Source organism: Pseudomonas sp. GL-B-19 (assembly GCF_019956415.1).
GTDB lineage: Bacteria > Pseudomonadota > Gammaproteobacteria > Pseudomonadales > Pseudomonadaceae > Aquipseudomonas.
This window is the reverse complement of record NZ_JAHBDK010000042.1, coordinates 182,510-206,033: the sequence shown is the minus strand read 5'-3', so window position 1 is coordinate 206,033 and position 23,524 is coordinate 182,510. Positions and strand designations below refer to the sequence as shown.

Annotated in this window: 26 protein-coding genes; 16 read left to right on the top strand and 10 right to left on the bottom strand. The window is 59.7% G+C overall.

Annotation, left to right across the window (positions count from 1 at the left end; genetic code table 11):
• The first annotated feature begins 129 nt into the window (after positions 1-129).
• Genes metX through KGB06_RS18030 form a run of 6 tightly spaced genes read left to right on the top strand, consistent with a single transcriptional unit; the run spans position 130 to position 4,499 of the window.
• The gene (gene metX, locus KGB06_RS18055) at positions 130-1,269 is read left to right on the top strand and encodes a homoserine O-succinyltransferase MetX (protein WP_223518021.1); all 1,140 of its coding nucleotides are present in this window, start codon (positions 130-132) and stop codon (positions 1,267-1,269) included.
• A 7-nt stretch (positions 1,270-1,276) separates the two neighbouring features.
• Positions 1,277-1,897, top strand: coding sequence for a methionine biosynthesis protein MetW (metW, locus tag KGB06_RS18050; RefSeq protein WP_223518019.1), 621 nt, complete (start codon positions 1,277-1,279; stop codon positions 1,895-1,897).
• 26 nt (positions 1,898-1,923) lie between these two features.
• A complete protein-coding gene (locus KGB06_RS18045; protein WP_223518017.1) occupies positions 1,924-2,358 on the top strand; it encodes a DUF4426 domain-containing protein in 435 nt (144 codons plus the stop codon).
• A complete protein-coding gene (rdgB, locus tag KGB06_RS18040; RefSeq protein ID WP_223518014.1) occupies positions 2,355-2,951 on the top strand; it encodes an RdgB/HAM1 family non-canonical purine NTP pyrophosphatase in 597 nt (198 codons plus the stop codon). The genes KGB06_RS18045 and rdgB overlap by 4 nt, the downstream gene beginning before the upstream one ends.
• Positions 2,948-4,153 (top strand): radical SAM family heme chaperone HemW, encoded by a 1,206-nt coding sequence (hemW, locus tag KGB06_RS18035; protein ID WP_223518011.1) that lies wholly within the window; start codon positions 2,948-2,950, stop codon positions 4,151-4,153. The genes rdgB and hemW overlap by 4 nt, the downstream gene beginning before the upstream one ends.
• A 22-nt stretch (positions 4,154-4,175) precedes the next feature.
• Entirely contained in the window at positions 4,176-4,499 is a 324-nt protein-coding gene (locus KGB06_RS18030) for a DUF3392 domain-containing protein (protein WP_007945509.1), read from the top strand.
• 125 nt (positions 4,500-4,624) lie between these two features.
• On the opposite strand, the gene trmB is transcribed toward KGB06_RS18030, so the two are convergent.
• The 4 genes from trmB to KGB06_RS18010 form a co-directional block, all read right to left on the bottom strand.
• On the bottom strand, positions 4,625-5,350 hold the full coding sequence (gene trmB, locus KGB06_RS18025) for a tRNA (guanosine(46)-N7)-methyltransferase TrmB (RefSeq protein ID WP_223518008.1): 726 nt from the start codon (positions 5,348-5,350) through the stop codon (positions 4,625-4,627).
• Between the two features lie 9 nt (positions 5,351-5,359).
• On the bottom strand, positions 5,360-6,154 hold the full coding sequence (locus tag KGB06_RS18020) for a thiazole synthase (protein ID WP_150767690.1): 795 nt from the start codon (positions 6,152-6,154) through the stop codon (positions 5,360-5,362).
• Between the two features lie 60 nt (positions 6,155-6,214).
• Positions 6,215-6,415 carry a sulfur carrier protein ThiS gene (thiS, locus tag KGB06_RS18015; RefSeq protein WP_008026157.1) on the bottom strand — a complete coding sequence of 67 codons (201 nt, stop codon included), beginning with the start codon at positions 6,413-6,415 and terminating at the stop codon, positions 6,215-6,217.
• Positions 6,416-6,505: 90 nt separating this feature from the next.
• Positions 6,506-6,877: a DUF423 domain-containing protein gene (locus KGB06_RS18010; protein WP_223518005.1), complete on the bottom strand. Its 372-nt coding sequence runs from the start codon at positions 6,875-6,877 to the stop codon at positions 6,506-6,508.
• A 74-nt stretch (positions 6,878-6,951) separates the two neighbouring features.
• Between KGB06_RS18010 and mtgA the strand changes: the two genes are divergently transcribed.
• The gene (gene mtgA / locus KGB06_RS18005; protein WP_223518003.1) at positions 6,952-7,674 is read left to right on the top strand and encodes a monofunctional biosynthetic peptidoglycan transglycosylase; all 723 of its coding nucleotides are present in this window, start codon (positions 6,952-6,954) and stop codon (positions 7,672-7,674) included.
• 101 nt (positions 7,675-7,775) lie between these two features.
• Here mtgA and rpoH read toward each other — a convergent pair whose 3' ends face one another.
• From rpoH to ftsY, 4 genes are all read right to left on the bottom strand, one after another.
• Positions 7,776-8,630 carry an RNA polymerase sigma factor RpoH gene (rpoH, locus tag KGB06_RS18000; protein ID WP_223518001.1) on the bottom strand — a complete coding sequence of 285 codons (855 nt, stop codon included), beginning with the start codon at positions 8,628-8,630 and terminating at the stop codon, positions 7,776-7,778.
• 112 nt (positions 8,631-8,742) lie between these two features.
• Positions 8,743-9,768: a permease-like cell division protein FtsX gene (gene ftsX, locus KGB06_RS17995; protein ID WP_223517999.1), complete on the bottom strand. Its 1,026-nt coding sequence runs from the start codon at positions 9,766-9,768 to the stop codon at positions 8,743-8,745.
• On the bottom strand, positions 9,765-10,436 hold the full coding sequence (gene ftsE, locus KGB06_RS17990; protein WP_007945516.1) for a cell division ATP-binding protein FtsE: 672 nt from the start codon (positions 10,434-10,436) through the stop codon (positions 9,765-9,767). The genes ftsX and ftsE overlap by 4 nt, the downstream gene beginning before the upstream one ends.
• Positions 10,433-12,025 carry a signal recognition particle-docking protein FtsY gene (gene ftsY / locus KGB06_RS17985; protein WP_223517996.1) on the bottom strand — a complete coding sequence of 531 codons (1,593 nt, stop codon included), beginning with the start codon at positions 12,023-12,025 and terminating at the stop codon, positions 10,433-10,435. The genes ftsE and ftsY overlap by 4 nt, the downstream gene beginning before the upstream one ends.
• 344 nt (positions 12,026-12,369) lie before the next feature.
• Here ftsY and KGB06_RS17980 point away from each other — a divergent pair, with 344 nt between their 5' ends.
• The 4 genes from KGB06_RS17980 to KGB06_RS17965 are packed head-to-tail and all read left to right on the top strand — an operon-like array spanning position 12,370 to position 16,870.
• Positions 12,370-13,725 (top strand): M16 family metallopeptidase, encoded by a 1,356-nt coding sequence (locus KGB06_RS17980; RefSeq protein WP_223517993.1) that lies wholly within the window; start codon positions 12,370-12,372, stop codon positions 13,723-13,725.
• A complete protein-coding gene (locus KGB06_RS17975) occupies positions 13,718-15,208 on the top strand; it encodes a M16 family metallopeptidase (protein WP_223517991.1) in 1,491 nt (496 codons plus the stop codon). Before KGB06_RS17980 ends, KGB06_RS17975 begins: the two co-directional genes overlap by 8 nt.
• A complete protein-coding gene (rsmD, locus tag KGB06_RS17970) occupies positions 15,208-15,819 on the top strand; it encodes a 16S rRNA (guanine(966)-N(2))-methyltransferase RsmD (RefSeq protein ID WP_140664229.1) in 612 nt (203 codons plus the stop codon). Before KGB06_RS17975 ends, rsmD begins: the two co-directional genes overlap by 1 nt.
• A gap of 55 nt (positions 15,820-15,874) precedes the next feature.
• Positions 15,875-16,870 (top strand): hydrolase, encoded by a 996-nt coding sequence (locus KGB06_RS17965; RefSeq protein WP_223517988.1) that lies wholly within the window; start codon positions 15,875-15,877, stop codon positions 16,868-16,870.
• A gap of 144 nt (positions 16,871-17,014) precedes the next feature.
• Here the strand turns inward: KGB06_RS17965 and KGB06_RS17960 are convergent, their stop codons facing one another.
• Both KGB06_RS17960 and KGB06_RS17955 read right to left on the bottom strand, forming a co-directional pair.
• Positions 17,015-17,869 (bottom strand): sulfurtransferase, encoded by an 855-nt coding sequence (locus tag KGB06_RS17960; protein ID WP_223517985.1) that lies wholly within the window; start codon positions 17,867-17,869, stop codon positions 17,015-17,017.
• Between the two features lie 33 nt (positions 17,870-17,902).
• Positions 17,903-18,574, bottom strand: coding sequence for a TetR/AcrR family transcriptional regulator (locus KGB06_RS17955; RefSeq protein ID WP_007945526.1), 672 nt, complete (start codon positions 18,572-18,574; stop codon positions 17,903-17,905).
• A 146-nt stretch (positions 18,575-18,720) separates the two neighbouring features.
• On the opposite strand from KGB06_RS17955, the gene KGB06_RS17950 reads away from it, so the two are divergent.
• The 5 genes from KGB06_RS17950 to KGB06_RS17930 all read left to right on the top strand — a co-directional run bounded on the left by KGB06_RS17950 (position 18,721) and on the right by KGB06_RS17930 (position 23,403).
• Complete coding sequence (locus KGB06_RS17950; protein ID WP_223517983.1) at positions 18,721-20,151, top strand: coniferyl aldehyde dehydrogenase; 1,431 nt, start codon at positions 18,721-18,723, stop codon at positions 20,149-20,151.
• A gap of 28 nt (positions 20,152-20,179) precedes the next feature.
• A complete protein-coding gene (locus KGB06_RS17945; RefSeq protein ID WP_223517981.1) occupies positions 20,180-20,725 on the top strand; it encodes a twin-arginine translocation pathway signal protein in 546 nt (181 codons plus the stop codon).
• A 127-nt stretch (positions 20,726-20,852) separates the two neighbouring features.
• A complete protein-coding gene (locus KGB06_RS17940) occupies positions 20,853-22,454 on the top strand; it encodes a GMC family oxidoreductase (protein WP_223517974.1) in 1,602 nt (533 codons plus the stop codon).
• Positions 22,455-22,569: 115 nt separating this feature from the next.
• On the top strand, positions 22,570-23,049 hold the full coding sequence (coaD, locus tag KGB06_RS17935; protein ID WP_007945531.1) for a pantetheine-phosphate adenylyltransferase: 480 nt from the start codon (positions 22,570-22,572) through the stop codon (positions 23,047-23,049).
• A 102-nt stretch (positions 23,050-23,151) separates the two neighbouring features.
• Positions 23,152-23,403 (top strand): YfhL family 4Fe-4S dicluster ferredoxin, encoded by a 252-nt coding sequence (locus KGB06_RS17930; RefSeq protein WP_223517972.1) that lies wholly within the window; start codon positions 23,152-23,154, stop codon positions 23,401-23,403.
• The last annotated feature ends 121 nt before the right edge of the window (positions 23,404-23,524 follow it).

Here is a 23,524-nt window from a genome sequence, read left to right as displayed (position 1 = left end):
CTGTAGGAGCAGGGCTTGCCCGCGATGGCCGCACCTCGGTCTGTCTGAATGAAATCAGGCCCGCCCTTTGCTTGCCGCTAACCCCACCGGTCTTTAGACTTACGCCTCATTTCAACGAGAGCAGGGTCGATGCCAACTGCCTTTCCCCCCGATTCTGTTGGTCTGGTGACGCCGCAAGTGGCGCACTTCAGCGAAGCCCTGGCCCTGGCCTGCGGGCGTTCGCTTCCAGCGTATGACTTGATCTACGAAACCTACGGCACGCTGAACGCCACGGCGAGCAACGCCGTGCTGATTTGCCACGCGCTGTCCGGTCACCATCACGCTGCCGGTTTTCACAGCCCCGACGACCGTAAACCCGGTTGGTGGGACAGTTGCATCGGCCCCGGCAAACCGATCGACACCAACAAATTCTTCGTGGTCAGCCTGAACAATCTCGGCGGTTGTAACGGCTCTACTGGCCCAAGCAGCATCAACCCGGACACCGGCAAGCCGTTCGGCGCCGATTTCCCGGTGTTGACCGTGGAAGACTGGGTGCACAGCCAGGCGCGTCTGGCCGACCGCATCGGCATCAGCCAATGGGCAGCGGTGATTGGCGGCAGCCTCGGGGGCATGCAGGCGATGCAATGGAGCATCACCTACCCGGAGCGCATTCGGCATTGCCTGGCCATCGCCTCGGCCCCCAAGCTGTCGGCGCAGAACATCGCCTTCAACGAAGTGGCACGCCAGGCCATCCTCACCGACCCCGAGTTTCACGGCGGTTCGTTCCAGGAAGCGGGCGTGATCCCCAAGCGCGGCTTGATGCTGGCGCGGATGGTCGGGCACATCACCTACCTGTCCGATGACTCGATGGGCGAAAAATTCGGCCGGGGCCTCAAAAGCGAAAAGCTCAACTACGACTTCCACAGCGTCGAGTTCCAGGTCGAAAGCTACCTGCGCTATCAGGGCGAAGAGTTCTCCGGGCGGTTCGACGCCAACACTTATTTGCTGATGACCAAAGCGCTGGACTACTTCGACCCGGCAGCGAACTTCGACGACGACCTGGCGAAAACCTTCGCCAACGCTCAAGCCAAGTTCTGCGTGATGTCTTTCACCACCGACTGGCGCTTCTCCCCTGCCCGTTCGCGGGAATTGGTGGACGCGTTGATGGCCGCCAAGAAAGACGTCTGCTACCTCGAGATCGATGCTCCGCAAGGCCATGACGCCTTCCTGATTCCGATCCCGCGTTACTTGCAGGCGTTCAGCAATTACATGAACCGCATTACGTTGTGAGAAAGCCATGAGAGCTGATCTGGAAATCATCCAGGAATGGATCCCCGCCGGCAGCCGCGTGCTTGACCTCGGCTGCGGTGATGGTGAACTGCTGACCTGGCTGCGCGACAACAAGCAAGTGACCGGCTATGGCCTGGAAAACGACCCGGACAACATTGCCGAGTGCGTGGCCAAGGGCATCAACGTCATCGAGCAGGACCTGGACAAGGGCCTGGGCAACTTTGCCAGCAACAGCTTCGACGTCGTGGTCATGACCCAGGCACTGCAAGCGGTGCACTACCCGGACAAGATCCTCGAAGAAATGTTGCGGGTCGGCCGCCAATGCATCATCACCTTCCCCAACTTCGGTCACTGGCGCTGCCGCTGGTACCTGGCGAGCAAGGGCCGGATGCCGGTTTCCGAGTTCCTGCCGTACACCTGGTACAACACGCCGAACATCCACTTCTGCACTTTTGCGGACTTTGAAGCCTTGTGCCGCGAACGTGAAGCCAAGGTCATTGATCGGCTGGCCGTGGATCAACAGCATCGGCACGGGTGGGCCAGCAAGCTATGGCCTAATCTGTTAGGCGAGATCGGTATTTACCGCGTCAGCAGCCCAGGACTTGCAGACCACAAGGTCGCGGTCTGACCCGCCACATTTCGAGGAGAACGATCATGGTTCGTCTAGCGCTGTTTTTACTCACTGCCTGCCTGAGCGTCACCGCTTTTGCCGCTGACGCGATCAATCCCAAGCGCGAACAAACATTTGGTGACGTGAAGGTGTACTACAACACCTTCAACTCGACGTACCTGACACCGGACATCGCCAAAACGAACGAGCTGATTCGCAGCAAGAATCAGGGCGTAATCAATGTGTCTGTGATCAAAGAAGGCAAACCATTGATGGCATCGGTGACCGGCACGGTCAAAGACCTGACCAGCCAAAGCGTGCCGCTGAACTTCAGACAGATCACCGATCAGGGCGCGATTTACTACATCGCCCAATACCCGGTGGACCAGCCGGAAATCCGCACCTTCGACATAAAGGTGCAGATCGGTGACAAAATCAACACCATCAATTTCAACCAAGAGCTCTTCCCCGGCCAATGATCAACTTTACACAGCTCGTACTGGCCAGCCATAACGCCGGCAAACTCAAGGAACTCCAGGCCATGCTCGGCAACTCGGTGCAACTGCGCTCGATCGGCGAGTTCAGCACTGTCGAGCCTGAAGAAACCGGCCTGTCGTTCGTCGAAAATGCCATCCTCAAGGCCCGCAATGCTGCGCGCATTTCCGGCTTGCCGGCGCTGGCTGACGATTCCGGGCTGGCGGTGGATTTCCTCGGCGGTGCGCCAGGGATCTATTCGGCTCGTTATGCGGATGGTCAGGGCGATGCGGCGAACAACGCCAAGTTGCTCGACGCCTTGAAAGACGTACCAGAAACCGAGCGCGGCGCGCAGTTCGTCTGCGTCCTGGCACTGGTCCGTCACGCCGACGATCCGCTACCGATCCTCTGCGAAGGCCTGTGGCACGGGCGTATCCTGCCTGCCGTCAGTGGCGAACACGGGTTTGGTTACGATCCGCTGTTCTGGGTACCGGAGCGCGATTGCTCCAGCGCCGAACTGAGCCCGAGCGACAAGAACCTCATCAGCCACCGCGCCCGTGCAATGGATCTGCTGCGCCAGCGTCTGGGCTTGAAATGACTCACGACTCATCCGCGTCACCGCTGATCTTCGGCGGCGACGCCCAATCGCCACGGGCGGCACTGCCCGTGTTGCCGCCCTTGGCGTTGTACATCCACATCCCGTGGTGTGTGCGCAAATGCCCTTATTGCGACTTCAACTCCCACACCGCCAGCCCGGTGCTGCCGGAAGAGGAGTACGTCGACGCACTACTGGCCGACCTCGATCAGGACCTGCACGCGGTGTATGGCCGTGAGCTGAGTTCGATTTTCTTTGGCGGAGGCACACCAAGCCTGTTCAGCGCCGAAGCCTTGGGCCGTTTGCTCAAAGGTGTTGAACAGCGCATTCCGTTTGCCAGCGACATCGAAATCACCCTGGAAGCCAATCCGGGGACGTTCGAGCAAGAGAAGTTTGTTGCTTATCGCGCCTTGGGTATCAATCGCCTGTCGATCGGAATCCAGAGCTTTCAGGAAGAAAAACTCAAGGCATTGGGGCGGATTCACAACGGTGACGAAGCAGTGCGTGCCGCCGGCATGGCGCGTCTGGCCGGGTTCGATAACTTCAATCTGGACTTGATGCACGGTTTGCCCGACCAGTCGCTGGACGATGCGCTGAGCGACCTGCGCCAGGCCATCGCCTTGAAGCCGACCCATCTGTCTTGGTATCAGCTGACGCTGGAGCCGAACACGGTGTTCTGGAACCAGCCGCCGACGCTGCCGGAAGACGACACGTTGTGGGACATTCAGGAAGCGGGGCAGGCGCTGCTGGCCGAACACGGTTACGCGCAATACGAAGTCTCGGCTTACGCCCAGCCCGGTCGCCCGGCGCGGCACAACCTCAATTACTGGAGCTTCGGCGACTTCATCGGCATTGGCGCCGGCGCCCACGGCAAACTCAGCCATCCGGACGGGCGCATCGTGCGTACCTGGAAGACGCGTTTGCCGAAGGATTACCTCAACCCGGCCAAAAGCTTCAAGGCGGGTGAGAAAGCACTGACCAACGATGAGATGCCGTTCGAGTTTTTGATGAACGCGCTGCGCCTGACCGAGGGTGTCGAATCGCGGCTCTATCCAGAACGCACCGGGCTGAGCCTGGAAAGCCTCGCCGAACACCGCCGCGAAGCCGAACAAAGTGGCTTGTTGCAGGTCGAACCGTCACGTCTGGCGGCCACCGAGCGCGGACAGCTGTTTCTCAATGACTTGCTGCAAAAATTTCTGAGCTGATTTCAGCCCTAAGGGAAAACGAATGGATTTGATACTCGACCTGCTCGCCACGGTGTCCCGCTGGAGCCGCAGCAACTTATCGGAAATCGCCCTGGCCTTGGTGGGCTGCCTGCTGGTGCTGTTCGGTTCGGATTTCAAAGGCTGGGTCGAGCAACGCCTGGGCAGCATTGCCGGCGCCCTGCGCGTCCCGCTGATGGCCCTGCTGTGCTTGATCGGCAGCGGCGCCGCGTTGATCTACGCCACGCCGTGGATCGTCAAAGGCCTGGGTCAGTTCAACAACTACAGCCTTGCTCCGGTGTTGTTAGTGGTGCTGGTGCTCATCGGTGTCGTCGCCGACCGCCGCTGAACTTTGGCTACACCCAAAACAACTGTAGGAGCCGAGCTTGCTCGCGATGGCGGTTTAACAGTCAGCATACATGTTGAATGTTATGGCCTCATCGCGAGCAAGCTCGGCTCCTACAGATTTTAAGCTCAGGACTGTTTTTCGAACTTCAGGTCCCACACGCCATGCCCAAGACGTTCGCCGCGGCGTTCGAACTTGGTGATCGGGCGTTCGGTCGGACGCGGGACGCACTTGCCGTCTTCGGCAAGGTTGCGATAGCCCGGGGCGACGTTCATCACTTCCAGCATGTACGCGGCGTACGGTTCCCAGTCGGTGGCCATGTGCAGCACACCGCCGACCTTCAACTTGCTGCGCACCAATTCGGCGAATGACGCCTGAACGATACGGCGCTTGTGGTGACGGCTCTTGTGCCACGGGTCCGGGAAAAACAGCATCAGGCGATCGAGGCTGTTGTCGGCGATGCAGCGATTGAGCACTTCAATCGCGTCGCAATCATAAACCCGCAGGTTAGTCAGGCCCTGTGTCAGCACGCCATTGAGCAGCGCGCCAACACCTGGACGGTGAACTTCCACGCCAATGAAATCCTGTTCCGGCGAGGCCGCGGCCATTTCCAGCAGCGAATGGCCCATGCCGAAACCGATTTCCAGCGAGCGCGGCGCCGAACGGCCGAACACCTGATCGAAGTCCACCGGCGCGTCGGCCAACGGCAGCACGAACAGCGGCGTGCCCTGCTCCAGACCTTTTTGCTGGCCTTCAGTCATGCGCCCGGCGCGCATCACAAAACTCTTGATGCGGCGGTGTTGGCGTTCTTCGCCTTCTTCCGTCTGGATTGGCGTGTCGTTTGATTCAGTCATCAATGGCTCTTACTTGATCAGACCATCCAGCGGCGAGGAGGCGCTGGCATAGAGTTTTTTCGGCATGCGGCCGGCGAGGTAGGCCAGGCGACCTGCAACGATGGCGTGTTTCATGGCTTCAGCCATCATGACCGGCTGCTGGGCATGGGCGATGGCCGAGTTCATCAGCACCGCTTCGCAGCCCAGTTCCATGGCGATGGTGGCATCGGAAGCGGTGCCGACACCGGCATCCACCAGCACAGGAATCTTGGCTTCTTCGAGGATGATCTGCAGGTTGTACGGGTTGCAGATCCCCAGGCCCGTGCCGATCAGGCCGGCCAGCGGCATGACCGCAATGCAGCCGATTTCCGCCAGTTGACGGGCAATGATCGGGTCATCGCTGGTGTAGACCATCACATCGAAACCTTCCTTGACCAGCACTTCGGCGGCCTTGAGGGTTTCGATCACGTTGGGAAACAGGGTTTTCTGGTCGGCCAGCACTTCCAGCTTCACCAGATTGTGGCCGCCGAGCAGCTCACGGGCCAGGCGGCAGGTGCGCACAGCCTCGGTAGCATCGAAGCAACCAGCGGTGTTAGGCAGGAAGGTGTAGCGATCCGGCGACAGGACTTCGAGCAGGTTCGGTTCGCCCGGGTTCTGGCCGAGGTTGGTGCGGCGCACCGCGAACGTGACGATCTCGGCACCCGAGGCTTCGATAGCCAGGCGGGTTTCTTCCATGTCGCGGTACTTGCCGGTGCCTACCAGCAAACGCGACTGGTAAGTACGACCGGCCAGGACGAAGGGCTTGTCGCTACGAACGATGCTCATGGGAAATCCTCTGTAGGGGTGAGGTTCTTGCAGAATTCTGAGCCCTGGCGGGATGCACGGCTAGCCGCCGCCGATGGCGTGAACCACTTCGACGCTGTCGCCGTCGTTCAGCGTGGTGTCGGCATGCTGACTGCGCGGGACGATATCCAGATTGAGTTCAACCGCCACCCGGCGTCCGGTCAGTTCCAGACGGGTCAGCAGGGCCGCAACGGTTTCACCGTCGGGCAGTTCAAGGGATTCGCCGTTCAACTGAATGCGCATACCGAATGCCGCCATCATTTTTAGGGGCTGGCATTCTAGCCCGATCAGTCTTGGCGACCCAAGCCATTCGTCATGAAATGGACCACCCGGTCAGCTCAACCGCCAAGCGGCAAGCCCCAGGCACACCCAGCCCACCAGGAATGCGAGCCCGCCGAAGGGCGTGACGATCCCCAGCTTGCTGACGCCGGTCAGGGTCAGCAGGTACAGACTGCCGGAAAACAGCAGGATGCCAATCGCAAACGAGGCGCCGGCCCAGGTGATCAAACGCCCCGGAATCTGCGTGGCGAGCAACGCTACGCCCAGCAATGCCAGGGTGTGCACCAGATGGTAGGTGACGCCGGTGTGGAAAATCGCCAGGTACTCGGGGGTCAGACGGTTTTTCAGGCCATGTGCGGCGAACGCGCCCAAGGCAACGCCGGTGAAACCGAAGAAAGCGGCCAGCATCAAAAAGCCACGCAGCATGAAGAACTCCAGTCAGACTCGATCAACAGGGTCTGTATAATGGCCCGCTCAACGGGTTCGGCCAAGCCATCTCTATGCTGCGTATATTTTTGCGACGATTCACAAAGGCCGTGCTCTGGTTCGCGGGTGGCAGCGTATTGCTGGTGCTGATTTTTCGCGTGGTGCCGCCGCCGGGAACGGCGTTGATGGTCGAACGCAAGATCGAATCCTGGTTCGACGGCGAGCCGATTGACCTGCAACGGACCTGGAAGCCATGGGATGAAATCTCCGATGACCTGAAAGTCGCGGTGATTGCCGGTGAGGATCAGAAATTCCCTGAACACTGGGGCTTTGACTTCGGCGCGATTCAGGCGGCACTGGCTCATAACGAACTGGGCGGTTCGATTCGCGGTGCCAGCACGCTGAGCCAGCAAGTGTCGAAAAATCTGTTCCTGTGGTCTGGCCGCAGTTGGTTGCGCAAAGGCCTGGAAGCCTGGTTTACCGGATTGATCGAAGTGTTCTGGCCCAAACAGCGGATTCTTGAGGTGTATCTCAACAGCGTCGAGTGGGATGACGGCGTGTTTGGGGCAGAGGCTGCGGCACGGCATCACTTTGGTGTGAGCGCTAAAAGCCTTAGTCGTCAGCAATCGAGCTTGCTGGCCGCCGTATTGCCCAACCCGCGAGTGTGGAGCGCGAGCCATCCGACCAACTACGTCGCACGACGTGCAGGCTGGATTCGGCGGCAGATGAGTCAGTTGGGTGGTGACAGTTATCTGGTTGGCCTCAATGATTCGCGCCGGGCACCTTGGTCTCAATAACTCGACGCCCCTACAGGGGGCTGTGGTGTGGCAAAAATATTGGGCACACACAAAAACGCCCCGATCAATGATCGGGGCGTTTTTTATTGCCGGTTCGCAGGTTATGCCGCAATCGACAACTTGAGCTTGTTCATCGCGCTCTTCTCGAGCTGACGGATACGCTCGGCCGACACGTTGTACTTCTGCGCCAGGTCGTGCAGCGTGGCTTTCTCTTCAGCCAACCAGCGCTGATAAAGGATGTCACGGCTGCGGTCGTCCAGCACTTCCAGTGCTTCGTGCAGGTTGTGGTTGGAGTTGTCGCTCCAGTCAGCATCTTCCAGTTGACGGGCCGGGTCGTACCGGTGGTCTTCCAGATAGTTGGCTGGCGACTGGAAAGCACTGTCGTCGTCCGCTTCCGCGGCCGGGTCGAAGGCCATGTCATGGCCAGTCAGGCGACTTTCCATCTCACGGACTTCCCGCGGCTCTACGCCGAGGCTTTCCGCCACACGGTGGACTTCCTCGTTATTCAACCAGGCCAGACGCTTCTTCTGGCTGCGCAGGTTGAAGAACAACTTGCGCTGAGCCTTGGTGGTCGCGACTTTCACGATGCGCCAGTTGCGCAGGATGAACTCATGGATTTCCGCCTTGATCCAGTGCACCGCGAACGAAACCAGACGCACACCCATTTCCGGGTTGAAGCGCTTGACCGCCTTCATCAGGCCGACGTTGCCTTCCTGAATCAGGTCAGCCTGAGCCAGACCGTAGCCGGAATAGCTACGGGCGATATGTACGACAAAACGCAGGTGGGCGAGCACCATCTGCCGAGCCGCCCCCAAATCCTGCTCATAATAGAGACTCTCGGCCAGTTCACGCTCCTGCTCCAGCGTCAGCAATGGAATGCTGTTCACGGTGTGCACATAGGCCTCCAGGTTCGCACCCGGGACCAGAGCATATGCAGGTTGCAAAGAATTGGTCATACGAAAAAACCTCCCACTTACAAACTCGTGCAGTTCAGCACTGCGAAAATTGACCGGAAACCGAAAGACAAGTTCCCATAAACGCTGAAAGGTCAATACGAGCAAAATGATACTACTTAGGCGCAAGCTCCCTCAGGTGGCGTGCGACTGCAATCCATGCACCGATATACCCCAACAGCACCGCGCCAAGCAAGAGAGACAGACCGTCGGCAGCTGGTACTCCGGCCAGCGCAAAATCACTGCCGTACAAACCGGCCAGCCCAACCACCGATTCATTCAGCCAGTTCAAGCCAAACGCCAGTACACCCCAGGACAGCATCCCCGCACCGAAGCCATAAAGTGCGCCCATATACAGAAAGGGTCTGCGCACATAGCTGTCAGTGCCGCCGACGAGTTTAATCACTTCTATCTCTGTGCGGCGGTTTTCAATATGAAGACGAATGGTATTACCTATCACCAAAAGTAATGCAGAAACCAGCAGCACGGTCAGACCGAAGACAAAACGGTCGCCCAGCTTGAGGATGGCGGCCAGACGCTCGACCCAGACTAGATCAAGTTGCGCCTGTTGTACCTTCGGCAGCTCGGAAAGTTTTTGTCTTAATGCTTCAAGCGCAGGCTTGTCGACTTCCTTCGGCGTCACCAGAACCACGCCAGGCAACGGGTTTTCCGGCAATTCCTTGAGCGCGTCGCCCAAGCCGGACTGCTGCTGAAACTCTTCCAGAGCCTGATCGCGACCAACATATTGCGCATCCGCTACGCCCGGCATGCCTTTGATCTGCTCGCGCAACGACTCGCCCTCAGCGGGGCTGGCTTCCAATTGCAGGTACAGGGAAATTTGCGCCGCACGCTGCCAGGAACCGCCCAGCCGCTCGACGTTACTCAGCAAAAGTGACAGCCCCATCGGCAAACTCAGAGCAACGGCCATCACCATGCAGGTGAAAAAGCTGCCTATGGGCTGCTTGCCCAAGCGACGCAAGCTGTCCAGCAGACTCGCGCGATGGCTTTCGACCCAGGCGCGGAACAACGTGGCGAAGTCCGGGCCGTCGTCATCGTCGTCGTGTTTTTTCTTTTGCGGTTGCGGATCGGCAGCCTTCGGGGCTACGCGTTCGGAAACTTTGGGGCTGCGTGTCGCACTCATTCGGCAGCCTCCCCGTCGCCAATCAATCGACCACGCTGCAGCGTCAGCATGCGGTGGCGCATACGGGCGATCAGCGCCAGGTCGTGACTGGCGATCAGCACACTGGTACCCAAGCGATTGATGTCTTCGAATACGCCCATGATTTCGGCGGCCAGACGCGGATCGAGGTTACCGGTCGGCTCATCCGCCAGCAGCAAGGCCGGCCGATGAACGATGGCGCGGGCAATGCCGACGCGCTGTTGCTGACCGGTGGACAGGTCGCCGGGGTACAAATCGGTTTTGTCCGACAGCGCCACGCGCTCCAGGGCCGAATCCACGCGCTTGACGATCTCGGCCTTCGACAGGCCAAGGATCTGCAAGGGCAGCGCGACGTTGTTGAACACCGTGCGATCAAACAGCAATTGGTGATTCTGGAAAACCACGCCGATCTGCCGGCGAAGATAAGGAATCTGCGCGCTGCTGATGGTGGCGAGGTCCTGGCCGGCCAACAGCAATTTTCCAGTGGTCGGACGCTCCATCGCCAGCAATAGACGCAACAAGGTGCTTTTACCGGCGCCGGAATGGCCGGTTACAAACAAGAATTCGCCCCGACGGACTCGAAAGCTCAGCTCATGCAAGCCGACGTGACCGTTCGGGTAGCGTTTACCGACCTGTTCGAAACGAATCATGCACGCTCCCGCTCGGCAAACAGTGCCTGGACAAAGGGTTCTGCTTCAAAGGTACGCAAATCGTCGATGCCTTCACCGACGCCGATATAGCGGATCGGCAGGCCAAACTGCTTGGCCAGGGCAAAAATCACCCCACCCTTGGCGGTGCCGTCGAGCTTGGTCAGCGCCAGGCCAGTCAGTGCGACGGTCTGGTTGAATTGTTTGGCCTGGTTGATGGCGTTCTGGCCGGTGCCGGCATCGAGCACCAACAGCACTTCGTGCGGCGCGTCGGCGTCAAGCTTGCCGATGACCCGGCGAACTTTTTTCAGTTCTTCCATCAAATTGTCTTTGGTGTGCAGTCGACCGGCGGTGTCGGCGATCAGTACATCAATGCCGCGGGCCTTGGCCGCCTGAACGGCATCAAAGATAACCGATGCCGAGTCGGCGCCGGTGTGCTGGGCGATGACCGGGATCTTGTTGCGTTCGCCCCAGACCTGCAATTGCTCGACCGCTGCGGCGCGGAAGGTGTCACCGGCCGCGAGCATGACTTTCTTGCCTTCAAGCTGCAGCTTCTTCGCCAGTTTACCGATGGTGGTGGTCTTGCCGGCGCCGTTGACGCCCACCACCAGAATCACGAACGGCTTGTTCTGCGAGGTGATTTTCAGCGGTTGCTCGACAGGTTTGAGCATGGCGGCCAGCTCGGCTTGCAGAGACTTGTACAGTGCATCGGAGTCGGCCAGCTCCTTGCGTGCGACCTTTTGGGTCAGGCGCTGGATGATCACCGACGTGGCTTCGACGCCAACGTCGGCGGTCAGCAGACGGGTTTCGAGGTCTTCGAGCAGCTCGTCATCGATGGCCTTTCTGCCCAGAAACAAGCTGGCCATGCCTTCGCCGATGCTGGCGCTGGTCTTGGACAGGCCTTGCTTTAGGCGGGCGAAGAAACCGGCTTTGGATTCTTCTGTACGCGGCGACTCGACGGGCGTTTCAACGGGAGCGACGACCGGTGCAGGTGCCTGCACTACCGGAGCAACCGGAGCAACCGGAGCAACCGGAGCAACCGGAGCAACCGGAGCAATGAAAGCAGGAACCACAGGCTCTGCAACAACCGGCTCAGGCTCGGCCACTACAACTGGTGCTACAACCGGTTCAGGCGCAGCCACGACGACTGGCGCAACAACCGGCTCAGGCGCAGCCACAACGACTGGTGCTACAACCGGTTCAACCACCGGAACCTGAACGGGCCCAGGCGCAAACACGGCCGGAGCAGGAATCGGCGGCGTAATGTGTGGCGCCAATTCATCTTCAACGAGTGCCACTGGCTCTTCGGCCACCGGCAGCGTCAGCCAGGGTTCGGCAATCGGTGTCAGGGACGCTTGGGTAACGACTTCGGCAACGAGATCAGGCTCGACCACCGGTTGCAGCACCGGTTCGACGATGGGCAAGACAGTCGGCGCGAGCGCTTCTTCTATAACCGGTGCCGGCGTGGGCTCAGGAAGTGGCTGTGGCTGTTCGACGACGGGTTCCTGCGGCTTTTTGCGCAGCCATCCGAACAGGCTTTTCTTCTCGCCAGCCGCAGCTGGGGCTTTCTTGTCGTCGTTGGAACCAAACATGGAGGACGGCTATCTCACAGTAGCGGCGCGCCCAAGGGCGCCCCGGCAAATAAATATTCGATGCAGAACAGACTGCGATTGATCCAGCTTGTTCACGCGCAACATTTTGTCGAGGTGAAAAACGCACCTCAAAGGTCGACTAATTCGAAGGACTGGAACGGCATCGTCGGCGAAAACACAGAGTTTAGCTATCAAACTCAAAGCTTGCGTCGCAAACCCAAACAACCTGCTGACCGATCAAAGGCCTGATAGGCGTGGCCGCCAGTAAAACGGATCAGTATCCTAGCACCCTCTCGCCCGCTGACGCTAAGACCAAGCAGGCAGCCCAACAGGTTTAAAAAAGAATGAATGCTCTAGCCCGCCGCGCTGCTGGCCTGCTGCTCAGCACAGTTTGCCTGCCACTGTCAGCCTTCGCTGCCGATCCACAACCCACCCACGAATTCACTCTCGATAACGGCCTGAAAGTTATCGTGCGCGAAGACCATCGTGCGCCGGTGGTGGTTTCCCAGGTCTGGTACAAGGTCGGTTCCAGCTACGAAACACCGGGGCAGACCGGTCTTTCCCATGCCCTCGAGCACATGATGTTCAAGGGCAGCGAGAAAGTCGGCCCCGGTGAAGCCTCGCTGATCCTGCGCGACCTCGGCGCTGAAGAGAACGCGTTCACCAGCGACGACTTCACGGCTTACTATCAAGTGCTGGCCCGCGATCGTCTGGGCGTGGCCTTCGAGCTGGAAGCAGACCGCATGGCCAGCCTGCGTCTGCCGAGTGACGAGTTCGCCCGCGAAATCGAGGTCATTAAAGAAGAACGTCGCCTGCGCACCGACGACAAGCCGACGTCCAAGGCCTACGAACGCTTCAAGGCGATGGCTTACCCGGCCAGCGGCTACCACACGCCGACCATCGGCTGGATGGTCGACCTGGACCGCATGAAAGTTGAAGATCTGCGCCACTGGTACCAATCCTGGTACGTGCCGAACAACGCCACGCTGGTGGTGGTCGGTGACGTAACCCCGGACGAGGTCAAAGTCTTGGCCCAGCGTTATTTTGGTCCCATCGCCAAACGCGATGTACCCCCGGCGAAAATCCCCCTGGAACTGGCCGAACCCGGCGAACGCCTGATCACCCTGCATGTGCAAACCCAATTGCCGAGCCTGATGCTGGGCTTCAACGTGCCGAGCATCGCCACCGCCGAAGACAAACGCTCGGTAAACGCCTTGCGCCTGATCTCGGCCCTGCTGGACGGCGGCTACAGCGGTCGTATCCCGACGCAACTGGAACGCGGCGAAGAGTTGGTGTCTGGCGGTTCGTCGAGCTACGACGCCTACACCCGCGGCGACAGTCTGTTCACCTTGTCGGCTTCACCCAACACCCAGAAAAAGAAAACCATGGCCCAGGCTGAAGCCGGTCTGTGGAAGCTGCTCGAACAGTTGAAAACCACCGCACCGTCCGCCGAAGAGCTGGAACGCGTACGGGCTCAGGTGATTGCCGGACTGGTCTTCGAGCGCGACTCGATCACCAGCCAGGCCACTTCCATCGGCCAACTGGAAACTGTCGGCCTGTCGTGGAAGCTGATGGACACCGAACTGGCCGACCTGGAAAGCGTAACGCCGCAAGACATCCAGAAAGCCGCCAAGCTGTATTTCACCCGCGAACGTCTCAGCGTCGCCCATGTACTGCCACTGGAGACGACTCATGAGTGAGCGTAAAAAACCACGTCTGGCCCTGATCGGCCTGGTCACTGTCGCACTGATCGGCTCCGCTGCCTTTTACCTTTCCAAAAGCAATGAGTCCAAAGCCAGCGAAGCACTGGACAAAGCCAAGTCCAGTCAGAAGCTGCAATCGCTGGCGGAACTCGACGGCAAGGCACCGAGCCACCGCGCCCTTGACGTACAGACCTGGAACACCGCCGAAGGCGCCAAGGTTATGTTCGTCGAAGCCCGCGAGCTGCCGATGTTCGACATGCGCCTGATCTTCGCCGCTGGCAGCAGCCAGGACGGCGATGCAGCGGGCCTCGCCACGTTGACCAACGCGATGCTCAACGAAGGTGTGGCCGGCAAAGATGCCGGCGCCATCGCTGAGGGCTTCGAAGGCCTGGGCGCTGACTTTGGCAACGGTGCATTCAAAGACATGGCACTGGTTTCATTGCGTAGCCTCAGTGCCGTGGACAAGCGTGAACCGGCCCTGAAGTTGTTCTCTGAAGTCATTGGCAAACCGACCTTCCCGGCCGACTCCTTCGCACGCATCAAGAACCAGATGCTCGCCGGCTTCGAATACCAGAAGCAAAACCCCGGCAAACTGGCGAGCCTGGAGCTGATGAACCGTTTGTACGGTGATCACCCTTACGCCCATGCCAGTGACGGTACGGCGAAATCCGTTCCAGCGATCACCCAAGCTCAGTTGAAGGCGTTCCACGAGAAAGCCTATGCGGCTGGCAACGTGGTGATTGCGCTGGTCGGTGACCTGTCCCGCGCCGAGGCGGAGGCGATTGCCGCGCAGGTCTCCAGCGCGCTGCCAAAAGGCCCGGCACTGACGAAGATCGCGCAGCCGGAAGCCCCCAAAGCCAGCGTCGGCCACATCGAGTTCCCGTCCAAGCAAACCAACCTGATGCTTGCGCAACTGGGCATCGACCGTGATGATCCGGACTACGCCGCACTGTCCATGGGCAACCAGATCCTCGGCGGCGGTGGTTTCGGCACCCGCCTGATGAGCGAAGTGCGCGAGAAACGCGGACTGGCGTACGGCGTGTACTCGGGTTTCACCCCGATGCAGGCGCGCGGCCCGTTCATGATCAACCTGCAGACTCGCGCCGAAATGAGCGAAGGCACGCTGAAACTGGTACAGGACGTGCTGGCCGACTACCTTAAAACCGGCCCGACGCAAAAAGAACTCGATGACGCCAAGCGTGAACTGGCCGGCAGCTTCCCGCTGTCCACCGCCAGTAACGCCGATATCGTCGGCCAATTGGGCGCCATGGGGTTCTACAACCTGCCGCTCAGTTATCTGGATGATTTCATGCGTGAGTCCCAGAGCCTGACCGTCGAGCAGGTCAAAACCGCACTGAACAAACACTTGAGCACGGACAAAATGGTCATCGTCAGCGCTGGCCCGACCGTGCCACAAAAGCCGTTACCGGCCCCATCTGATAAACCTGCCGAGCAGCCGCTCGGGGTTCCGGAGCATTAATGGCCACGCGTCCTAAAAAACCTGTTCACAACGTCCATAACGGCGTGAATCAACTGCGCATCATTGGCGGCGAATGGGGCAGCCGAAAGCTGAGCTTCCCTGATGCCCCGGGCTTGCGCCCGACGCCAGACCGGGTGCGTGAAACCCTGTTCAACTGGCTCGCGCCTTATGTTGCGGGCGCCAAGGTGCTGGACCCGTTCGCCGGCAGCGGCGCACTGTTTCTGGAAGCCCTGTCCCGTGGCGCGGCCATGGGCCAGGCGCTGGATGCCAGCAACATCGCGGTCGCCAGCATCAAGGAGCATCTGGGCACACTGCGCTGCACTACCGGCCAGATTCAGACAGCCGATGCCCTGCGCTACCTGGAAACCCAGACAGCCACGGCCTACGACCTGGTGTTCCTCGACCCGCCGTTTAACCAGAACCTGCTGCCAAGCGTCTGCACGCTGCTGGAAGAGCGTCAGTGGCTGGCCAACGAGGCCTGGATCTACACCGAAAGCGAGAACGCGCCGTCGTCCCTCGGCTTGCCAGGCAACTGGCGCCTGCACCGCGAGCAGAAATCCGGGCGGGTTTACTACGCATTGTGGCAACGTATGGCAGAGATCGCCGGTTAATCGACCGGCCTGAAAAGGTGCGCACCCGTTGCGCACCGCTGCATCGAGAGTAATCGTGTCCCATCCGCCAGACCGCTTCACCCCCGCCTTGGGCCTGGGCAACCCGCACTTGCAAACCTTGTGGGGACCGCTATGGCGCAAAACCACGCACATTGAACGCGAGCGCGAACGCTTGTGGCTCGATGACGGCGACTTTCTCGACCTTGACTGGCATGGCCCACACAGCGCGGCGGCACCGTTGGTGCTGGTGCTGCACGGACTGACGGGGTCGTCGAATTCACCTTATGTGGCCGGCGTGCAAAAGGCACTCGCCGCCCAAAGCTGGGCCAGTGTCGCGCTGAACTGGCGCGGCTGTTCGGGCGAGCCGAACCTGTTGGCCCGCAGCTACCATTCCGGTGCCAGCGAAGATCTGGCCGAAGTCATCTGGCACCTGCGGGCCAAACGCCCCTTAGCGCCACTTTATGTGGTGGGCTATTCCCTGGGCGGCAATGTCTTGCTCAAGTACTTGGGTGAGTCCGGCAGTGACAGTGGCGTGGCCGGTGCGGTGGCGGTGTCTGTGCCGTTTCGCCTGGACCACTGTGCCGATCGTATCGGCCAGGGCTTTTCCAGGGTCTACCAGGCGCATTTCATGCGCGAGATGCTCGCCTACATCAAGAACAAACAACGCAAGTTTCAACATGACGGACGCGAAGATGGCCTGGCGGCATTGGCGGCACTCGGTTCGCTGGAGAACATGCGCACCTTCTGGGATTTCGATGGCCGGGTCACGGCACCGTTGAATGGTTTTATCGATGCCGAGGATTACTATCGCCGCGCCTCAAGTCGTTATTTCCTTGGTGAGATTCGCACACCGACTCTGATCATTCAGGCGGCCGACGACCCCTTCGTCTTCCCCCACAGCCTGCCGCAAGCCGACGAACTGTCCGCCTGCACGCAACTCGAATTACAAGCCAAAGGTGGGCATGTTGGTTTCGTCGATGGCTCGTTCAGGCAACCGGGTTATTACCTGGAACGGCGCATCCCGCAGTGGCTGGCAGCCGCGGGTCGATAGTAGGCCAAAGACATCGATCAAGGCCGGAGATGAGCACCAGTGTGGGAGCGAGCCTGCTCGCGATAGCGATGTGTCATTCAGCTGAGATGTTGACTGGTACACCGCTATCGCGAGCAGGCTCGCTCCCACAGTGGGGGATTTGCGTTATTCGCCAGTGGCGATGCCGTGCGCGGGATCGTTGATCCACTCGCTCCACGATCCGGCATACAACGAACCCAACGGATAACCCGCCAGACACAGCGCGAACAGGTTATGGCACGCCGTCACGCCTGAACCGCAATACGCCACCAGATCGGTTGGCGAACGATCACCGAGTTTCGTGGCAAATCGCTGTTTGAGCTGATCAGCCGGCAGGAATCGTCCATCGCTGCCCAGGTTCTCATTGAACGCCGCACATTGCGCCCCCGGAATGTGCCCGGCAATCGGATCAATCGGCTCCACTTCGCCTTTGAAACGCGGCAAGGCGCGGGCGTCCAGCAAGGTCAGCGCCGGCTGGCCGAGACGCAACTGAAGTTGTTTGGCGCTCAAGATCAGCGCGTTGTCCGGGGTTCCGGTAAAGGTGCCGCGTTTGGTGTCGCATGCATCCAGGCTCAGCGGCAAACCTGCCGCGTGCCAGGCCTTGAGCCCGCCGTCCAAAATAAACACACCGTCACGCTTGCCCAGCCATACCAGCAACCACCAGGCCCGCGCCGCGTAGGCACCCGGGCCGTCATCGTACAAAACCACTTCGCTGTCGGCGTTGATGCCCCAGGCTTGCAGTCGTTCGACCAACGCTTCAGCGTCAGGCAGCGGATGCCGCCCCGTCACGCCCTTGACCACCGGCCCACTCAAATCACGCTCAAGATCGGCAAACTTCGACCCCGCGATGTGTCCTTCGGCATAGCTGCGTTGGCCATAATCCGGGTCTTCGAGGGCAAAACGACAATCCAGAATCACCAACCCCGGCTCGTCCTTTTTCAGGTCCAGTGCTTGCGGGCTGATCAGTTGCGCAATGGGCATAGCGGGCTCCTGTGACTAAGTCGGTTTTTAATCCTACTGCACTTCTTCAAGGGCTTGGGCCAGTGGCACGTAAAACTCTTCGTACAGCGCGTTCACTGCATCGCGAGACTGATCCGTCACGAAACCGGCCTCAAGCACCAGCACCTGATACACCCCACGCTTAATGGCTTGTTCACTCAGGTGATTGGAGTTTTCCCGCGTAGTGCACAGAAACCGCACCCAGGACGTCAGGATGATCCACGCGTTGAGCGTCAGGGACTCGATCTGCACCTTGTCCATTTGCAGGATGCCGGCTTCGACGAAGGCCGCGTAGATGTGCGTGCCATGGATCAGGCAGCGCTGGGAAAACCGCCGGTAACGGGCGGCGAGTTCCGGATCGCTGTCGAGCAGGTGCTCGAGATCGCGATGCAAAAACCGGTAGCGCCACATCGCCGCCAGCAACTCCTGAAGGTAGAAGCGCTTGTCGTCCACTGTGGACGCACGCCCCTGAGGCGGGCGCAGGAAGCTGTCCACCAGGCTTTCGTACTCACTGAACAATACGGCGATGATCGCCTGCTTGTTGGGGAAGTGGTAGTACAGGTTGCCCGGAGAAATCTCCATGTGGGCAGCAATGTGGTTGGTGCTGATACTGCGCTCACCCTGCTGATTGAACAGCTCCAGGCTGTTCTGCACGATGCGCTCGCTGGTTTTGATCCGAGGGGCCATGGCTTGAGCTTAAATTCAGAGTGCGATGAGGGGCATCTTACGACCTATCCGCGAGCGGATAAAACAAAGCTGTTCGAGGATGTCATTTGACTTTCTAGAGTATAGACTCTAAAAAGGTCTTCATTACAATTAATCCGGAGCCGACAATGACTGCTGACATCGCCTACCTTCAGAACATGAATCAGTCTCTGGAAGAACTGCAAACCCTGTTCGACGCACAACGCGCCGCTTACGCCGCCAATCCGATGCCGCCGGCCACCCAGCGCCAGCAATGGCTCAAAGCACTGCGTGACCTGTTGAACAGCGAACGCCAGGCGTTGATCGAGGCGATCAGCCAGGATTTCAGCAACCGCAGCGCCGATGAAACCCTGCTCGCCGAAATAATGCCCAGCCTTCACGGCATTCATTACGCCAGCCAGCGCCTTAAAGGCTGGATGAAGGACTCGCGGCGCAAGGTTGGCATCGCTTTTCAGCCGGCGGCGGCCAAAGTTGTTTACCAACCGTTGGGCGTGGTCGGCGTGATAGTGCCGTGGAACTACCCGCTGTACCTGGCCATCGGCCCATTGGTGGGCGCGCTATCGGCCGGTAATCGGGTGATGCTCAAACTCAGCGAATCAACTCCCGCCACGGGTATGCTGCTCAAGGAATTGCTCGCGCGAGTCTTCCCTCAAGACCTGGTCTGCGTCGTGCTGGGCGAAGCCGATGTCGGCGTAGCGTTCTCTCGCCTGCCTTTCGATCACCTGCTGTTCACCGGCGCCACCAGCATCGGTAAACACGTGATGCGTGCGGCGGCCGAGAACCTCACCCCGGTGACCCTCGAACTCGGCGGCAAGTCCCCGGCCATCGTGTCCCATGATGTGCCACTGAAAGATGCCGCCGAACGTATCGCCTTCGGCAAAACCCTGAACGCCGGGCAAACTTGCGTGGCCCCGGATTACGTACTGGTGCCGGAAGATCGTGTGGATGATTTCGTCGACGCTTATCGTCAGGTGATTCGCGGTTTTTATCCGACACTGGCTGACAACCCGGACTACACCGCCATCATCAACGAGCGGCAACTGGCGCGTCTCAACGGTTACATCAGCGATGCCACCAGCAAAGGTGCACTGCTGATCCCGTTGTTCGATCAGGGTCAGGGTCGTCGCATGAGTCACAGCCTGCTGCTCAACGTCACCGACGACATGACCGTGATGCAGGACGAAATCTTCGGCCCACTGCTGCCAATCGTGCCGTACAAAAGTCTGGACGAGGCGTTTGCCTACATCAACCAACGCCCTCGCCCACTGGCGCTGTATTACTTCGGCTACGACAAGCGCGAACAAAACCGCGTGCTCCATGAAACCCATTCCGGGGGTGTTTGCCTCAATGACACCCTGCTGCACGTCGCTCAGGACGACATGCCATTTGGTGGCGTCGGTTCCTCGGGCATGGGTCATTACCACGGCCACGAAGGCTTCCTGACCTTCAGCAAGGCCAAAGGCGTGTTGATCAAACAGCGCTTCAACGCATCGAAGCTGATCTACCCGCCGTACGGAAAGTCCATTCAGAAACTGATCCAGAAGCTGTTTATCCGCTAACCAACACCACCACCGGGTAACAACAATAATGAACCCAAGCTTGACCGATACACCCGCGCTGTCACGGCGCGGCTTGCTGAAATTCAGCCTCGGCGCGAGCGCCTTCCTGGCCACGGCCGGCTTGGGCGCGAGCCTCAGCGGCTGTTCGTCGAGCACTCCTGCGACCGGCTTCACGTTGCTGCGCAGCGGCGACCTGCTCTTTTTGCGGGCTCTGATCCCGGTGATGCTCGAAGGCGCTGTCGCGGCCGAAAAAATGCCGGCATCGGTCGACCAGACCTTGCACAGCCTGGACAACAGCCTGAATCACCTGTCCCCGGAAATGCTCAAGCTGACCCAGCAATTGTTCGATGTGCTGGGGATGGCCGTGACTCGCGGACCGCTGACCGGGATTTGGGGTAGCTGGGAAAACGCCAGCGCTGATGAAATCCGGCACTTCCTTGATCGATGGGAAAACAGTTCGTTGGGCTTGTTGCGCATGGGGCATAGCTCGTTGCTGCAACTGGTGATGATGGCGTGGTACAGCCGGGCGGAATCGTGGGTGCATTGCGGGTATCCCGGACCGCCTACGGTTTGAAATCGAGTCGACCCTATCGCGGGCAAGCCCGGCTCCCACAGGGGGTACGCGATCCCATGTGGGAGCGAGCCTGCTCGCGATGACGCCCGCAAGAACACCCCAAAAATAACAACTAGAGAATCTGAGAATGCCTGTACCCGATCCGTTCCGAGAAGGCCTGTCCCGTGGCTGGAAAACCTACAATGGCTCGCAACTGACCCAAGACCTGACCCTCGAAGCGGACGTGGCGATCATCGGCAGCGGTGCTGGCGGCGGCACCACGGCTGAAATCCTCAGCGCCGCCGGCTACAAGGTGCTGCTGATCGAGGAAGGCCCGCTCAAGACCAGCAGCGACTTCAAGATGCTCGAAGACCAGGCCTACTCCAGCCTCTACCAGGAAGGTATCGGGCGCATGAGCAAGGATGGCGCGATCACTATCCTTCAGGGTCGGGCGGTGGGTGGCACCACGCTGATCAACTGGACATCGAGCTTTCGCACGCCAGCCCCGACGCTCGAACACTGGGCCAAGGAGCACGATGTCAAAGGCCACTCACCAGCCGAGATGACGCCGTGGTTCGAGAAAATGGAACAACGCCTCGGCGTCGCACCGTGGATGGTGCCGCCCAACGCCAACAACGACGTGATCCGCAAAGGTTGTGAAAAACTCGGCTACAGCTGGCACGTCATCCCACGCAACGTGCGCGGTTGCTGGAACCTCGGCTATTGCGGCATGGGCTGCCCGACCAACGCCAAGCAATCGATGCTGGTCACGACCATTCCGGCAACGCTGGAAAAAGGCGGCGAGCTGTTGTATCTGACCCGCGCGGAAAAACTGTCGATCAAGGACGGCAAAGTCACAGGCTTGCAATGCGTGGCGATGGACGACCATTGCGTCGCGCCGACCGGCCGCACGATCACGGTCACGGTCAAGGCGCGACATTACGTACTGGCCGGCGGCGGGATCAACAGCCCGGGGCTGCTTTTGCGCTCTGACGCACCGGATCCGCACAAGCGCCTGGGCAAACGCACGTTCCTGCATTTGGTGAACATGTCCGCCGGGCTGTTCGACGAAGTGATCAACCCGTTCTACGGCGCGCCGCAATCGATCTATTCCGACCATTTCCAATGGCAGGACGGCACCACCGGCAAGATGGCCTACAAACTCGAAGTCCCGCCGCTGCACCCGGCACTGGCGACGACCCTGCTCGGCGGTTTTGGCAAGGAAAACGCCCAGCACATGGAGCACCTGCCCCATACCCACGCCATGCTCGCGTTGCTGCGCGACGGTTTTCATCCGGACAGCCCCGGCGGCAGTGTTGAACTGCGCGGTGACAATACGCCAGTGCTCGACTATCAAGTCTCACCCTACACCTGGGACGGCTTGCGCCGAGCCTTCCACAGCATGGCCGAGATCCAGTTCGCCGGGGGCGCCAAAGCGGTGATGCCGATGCACGCCGATGCTCGCTACGTAAAAACCCTGGCCGAAGCGCGCACGCTGATCGATGGTTTGAGCCTTGAGTTGTATCGCACACGCCTGGGCAGCGCCCACGTGATGGGCGGTTGTGCGATGGGTGAAGACCCGAAAAACGCCGTCACCGACAGCCTCGGCCGTCATCACCAGCTCAGTAATCTGTCGATCCATGACGGCTCTCTGTTTCCCACCAGCATTGGCGCAAACCCGCAATTGTCGATCTATGGGCTGACGGCACAACTGGCCACTTCCCTGGCCGAACGTTTGAAAAACCCATGAAAAGGGAGAATATTCTTATCGTCTATAGTGCGTTCTTACCCAACAGGCGACTTGGCCGACCGGGAAGGCTGCGATACCATCCGACTCCCCAACGGACTCCCGCCAGGACGACGCGATGAACCGAGTGTTGTACCCAGGTACCTTCGACCCTATTACCAAGGGCCATGGCGACTTGGTCGAACGCGCCGCGCGCCTGTTCGATCATGTGATCATCGCCGTTGCCGCCAGCCCCAAGAAAAACCCGTTGTTTCCTCTGGAACAGCGTGTGGAACTGGCCCGCGAGGTCACTAAACATCTGCCGAACGTTGAAGTCGTCGGTTTCTCGACGCTGCTCGCGCACTTCGCCAAAGAGAAGAACGCCAACGTGTTTTTGCGTGGTTTGCGCGCGGTATCGGACTTCGAATACGAATTCCAGCTGGCCAACATGAACCGCCAACTGGCGCCGGATGTGGAAAGCCTCTTTCTTACTCCGTCCGAGCGTTATTCGTTCATTTCTTCAACGCTGGTCCGTGAAATCGCTGCGCTTGGCGGCGATATCACCAAGTTCGTCCACCCTGCCGTGGCGGACGCCCTCACCGAGCGTTTCAAGAAGTAACGACCGCTGAACCGGCGCCCGCGTGCACTACGGGCGCCAATGCGGCACAATTGTGCGCATTGGTTTATTACGCCCGGGCCTGCCGCCCCGGCTGGAGTTAGCATGTCCCTGATCATCACCGACGATTGCATCAACTGCGACGTCTGCGAACCCGAGTGCCCGAACGCCGCCATTTCCCAAGGGGAAGAGATCTACGTGATCGACCCTAACCTATGCACGCAGTGTGTCGGCCACTACGACGAACCTCAGTGCCAGCAAGTGTGCCCGGTGGATTGCATTCCTCTGGACGAAGCGCATCCGGAGACTGCAGACGAGTTGATGGAGAAGTACCGGAAGATTACCGGTAAGGCTTGAGATTTTTGCTGCCGGTCCTGACGCCTTCGTCGGAACGCCGCCCGGAGCCGGCTCGCTCCTACATTAGACCGTATTTCCCTTGTAGGAGCTGGCTTGCCAGCGAAGAGGCCATCAGCCACGC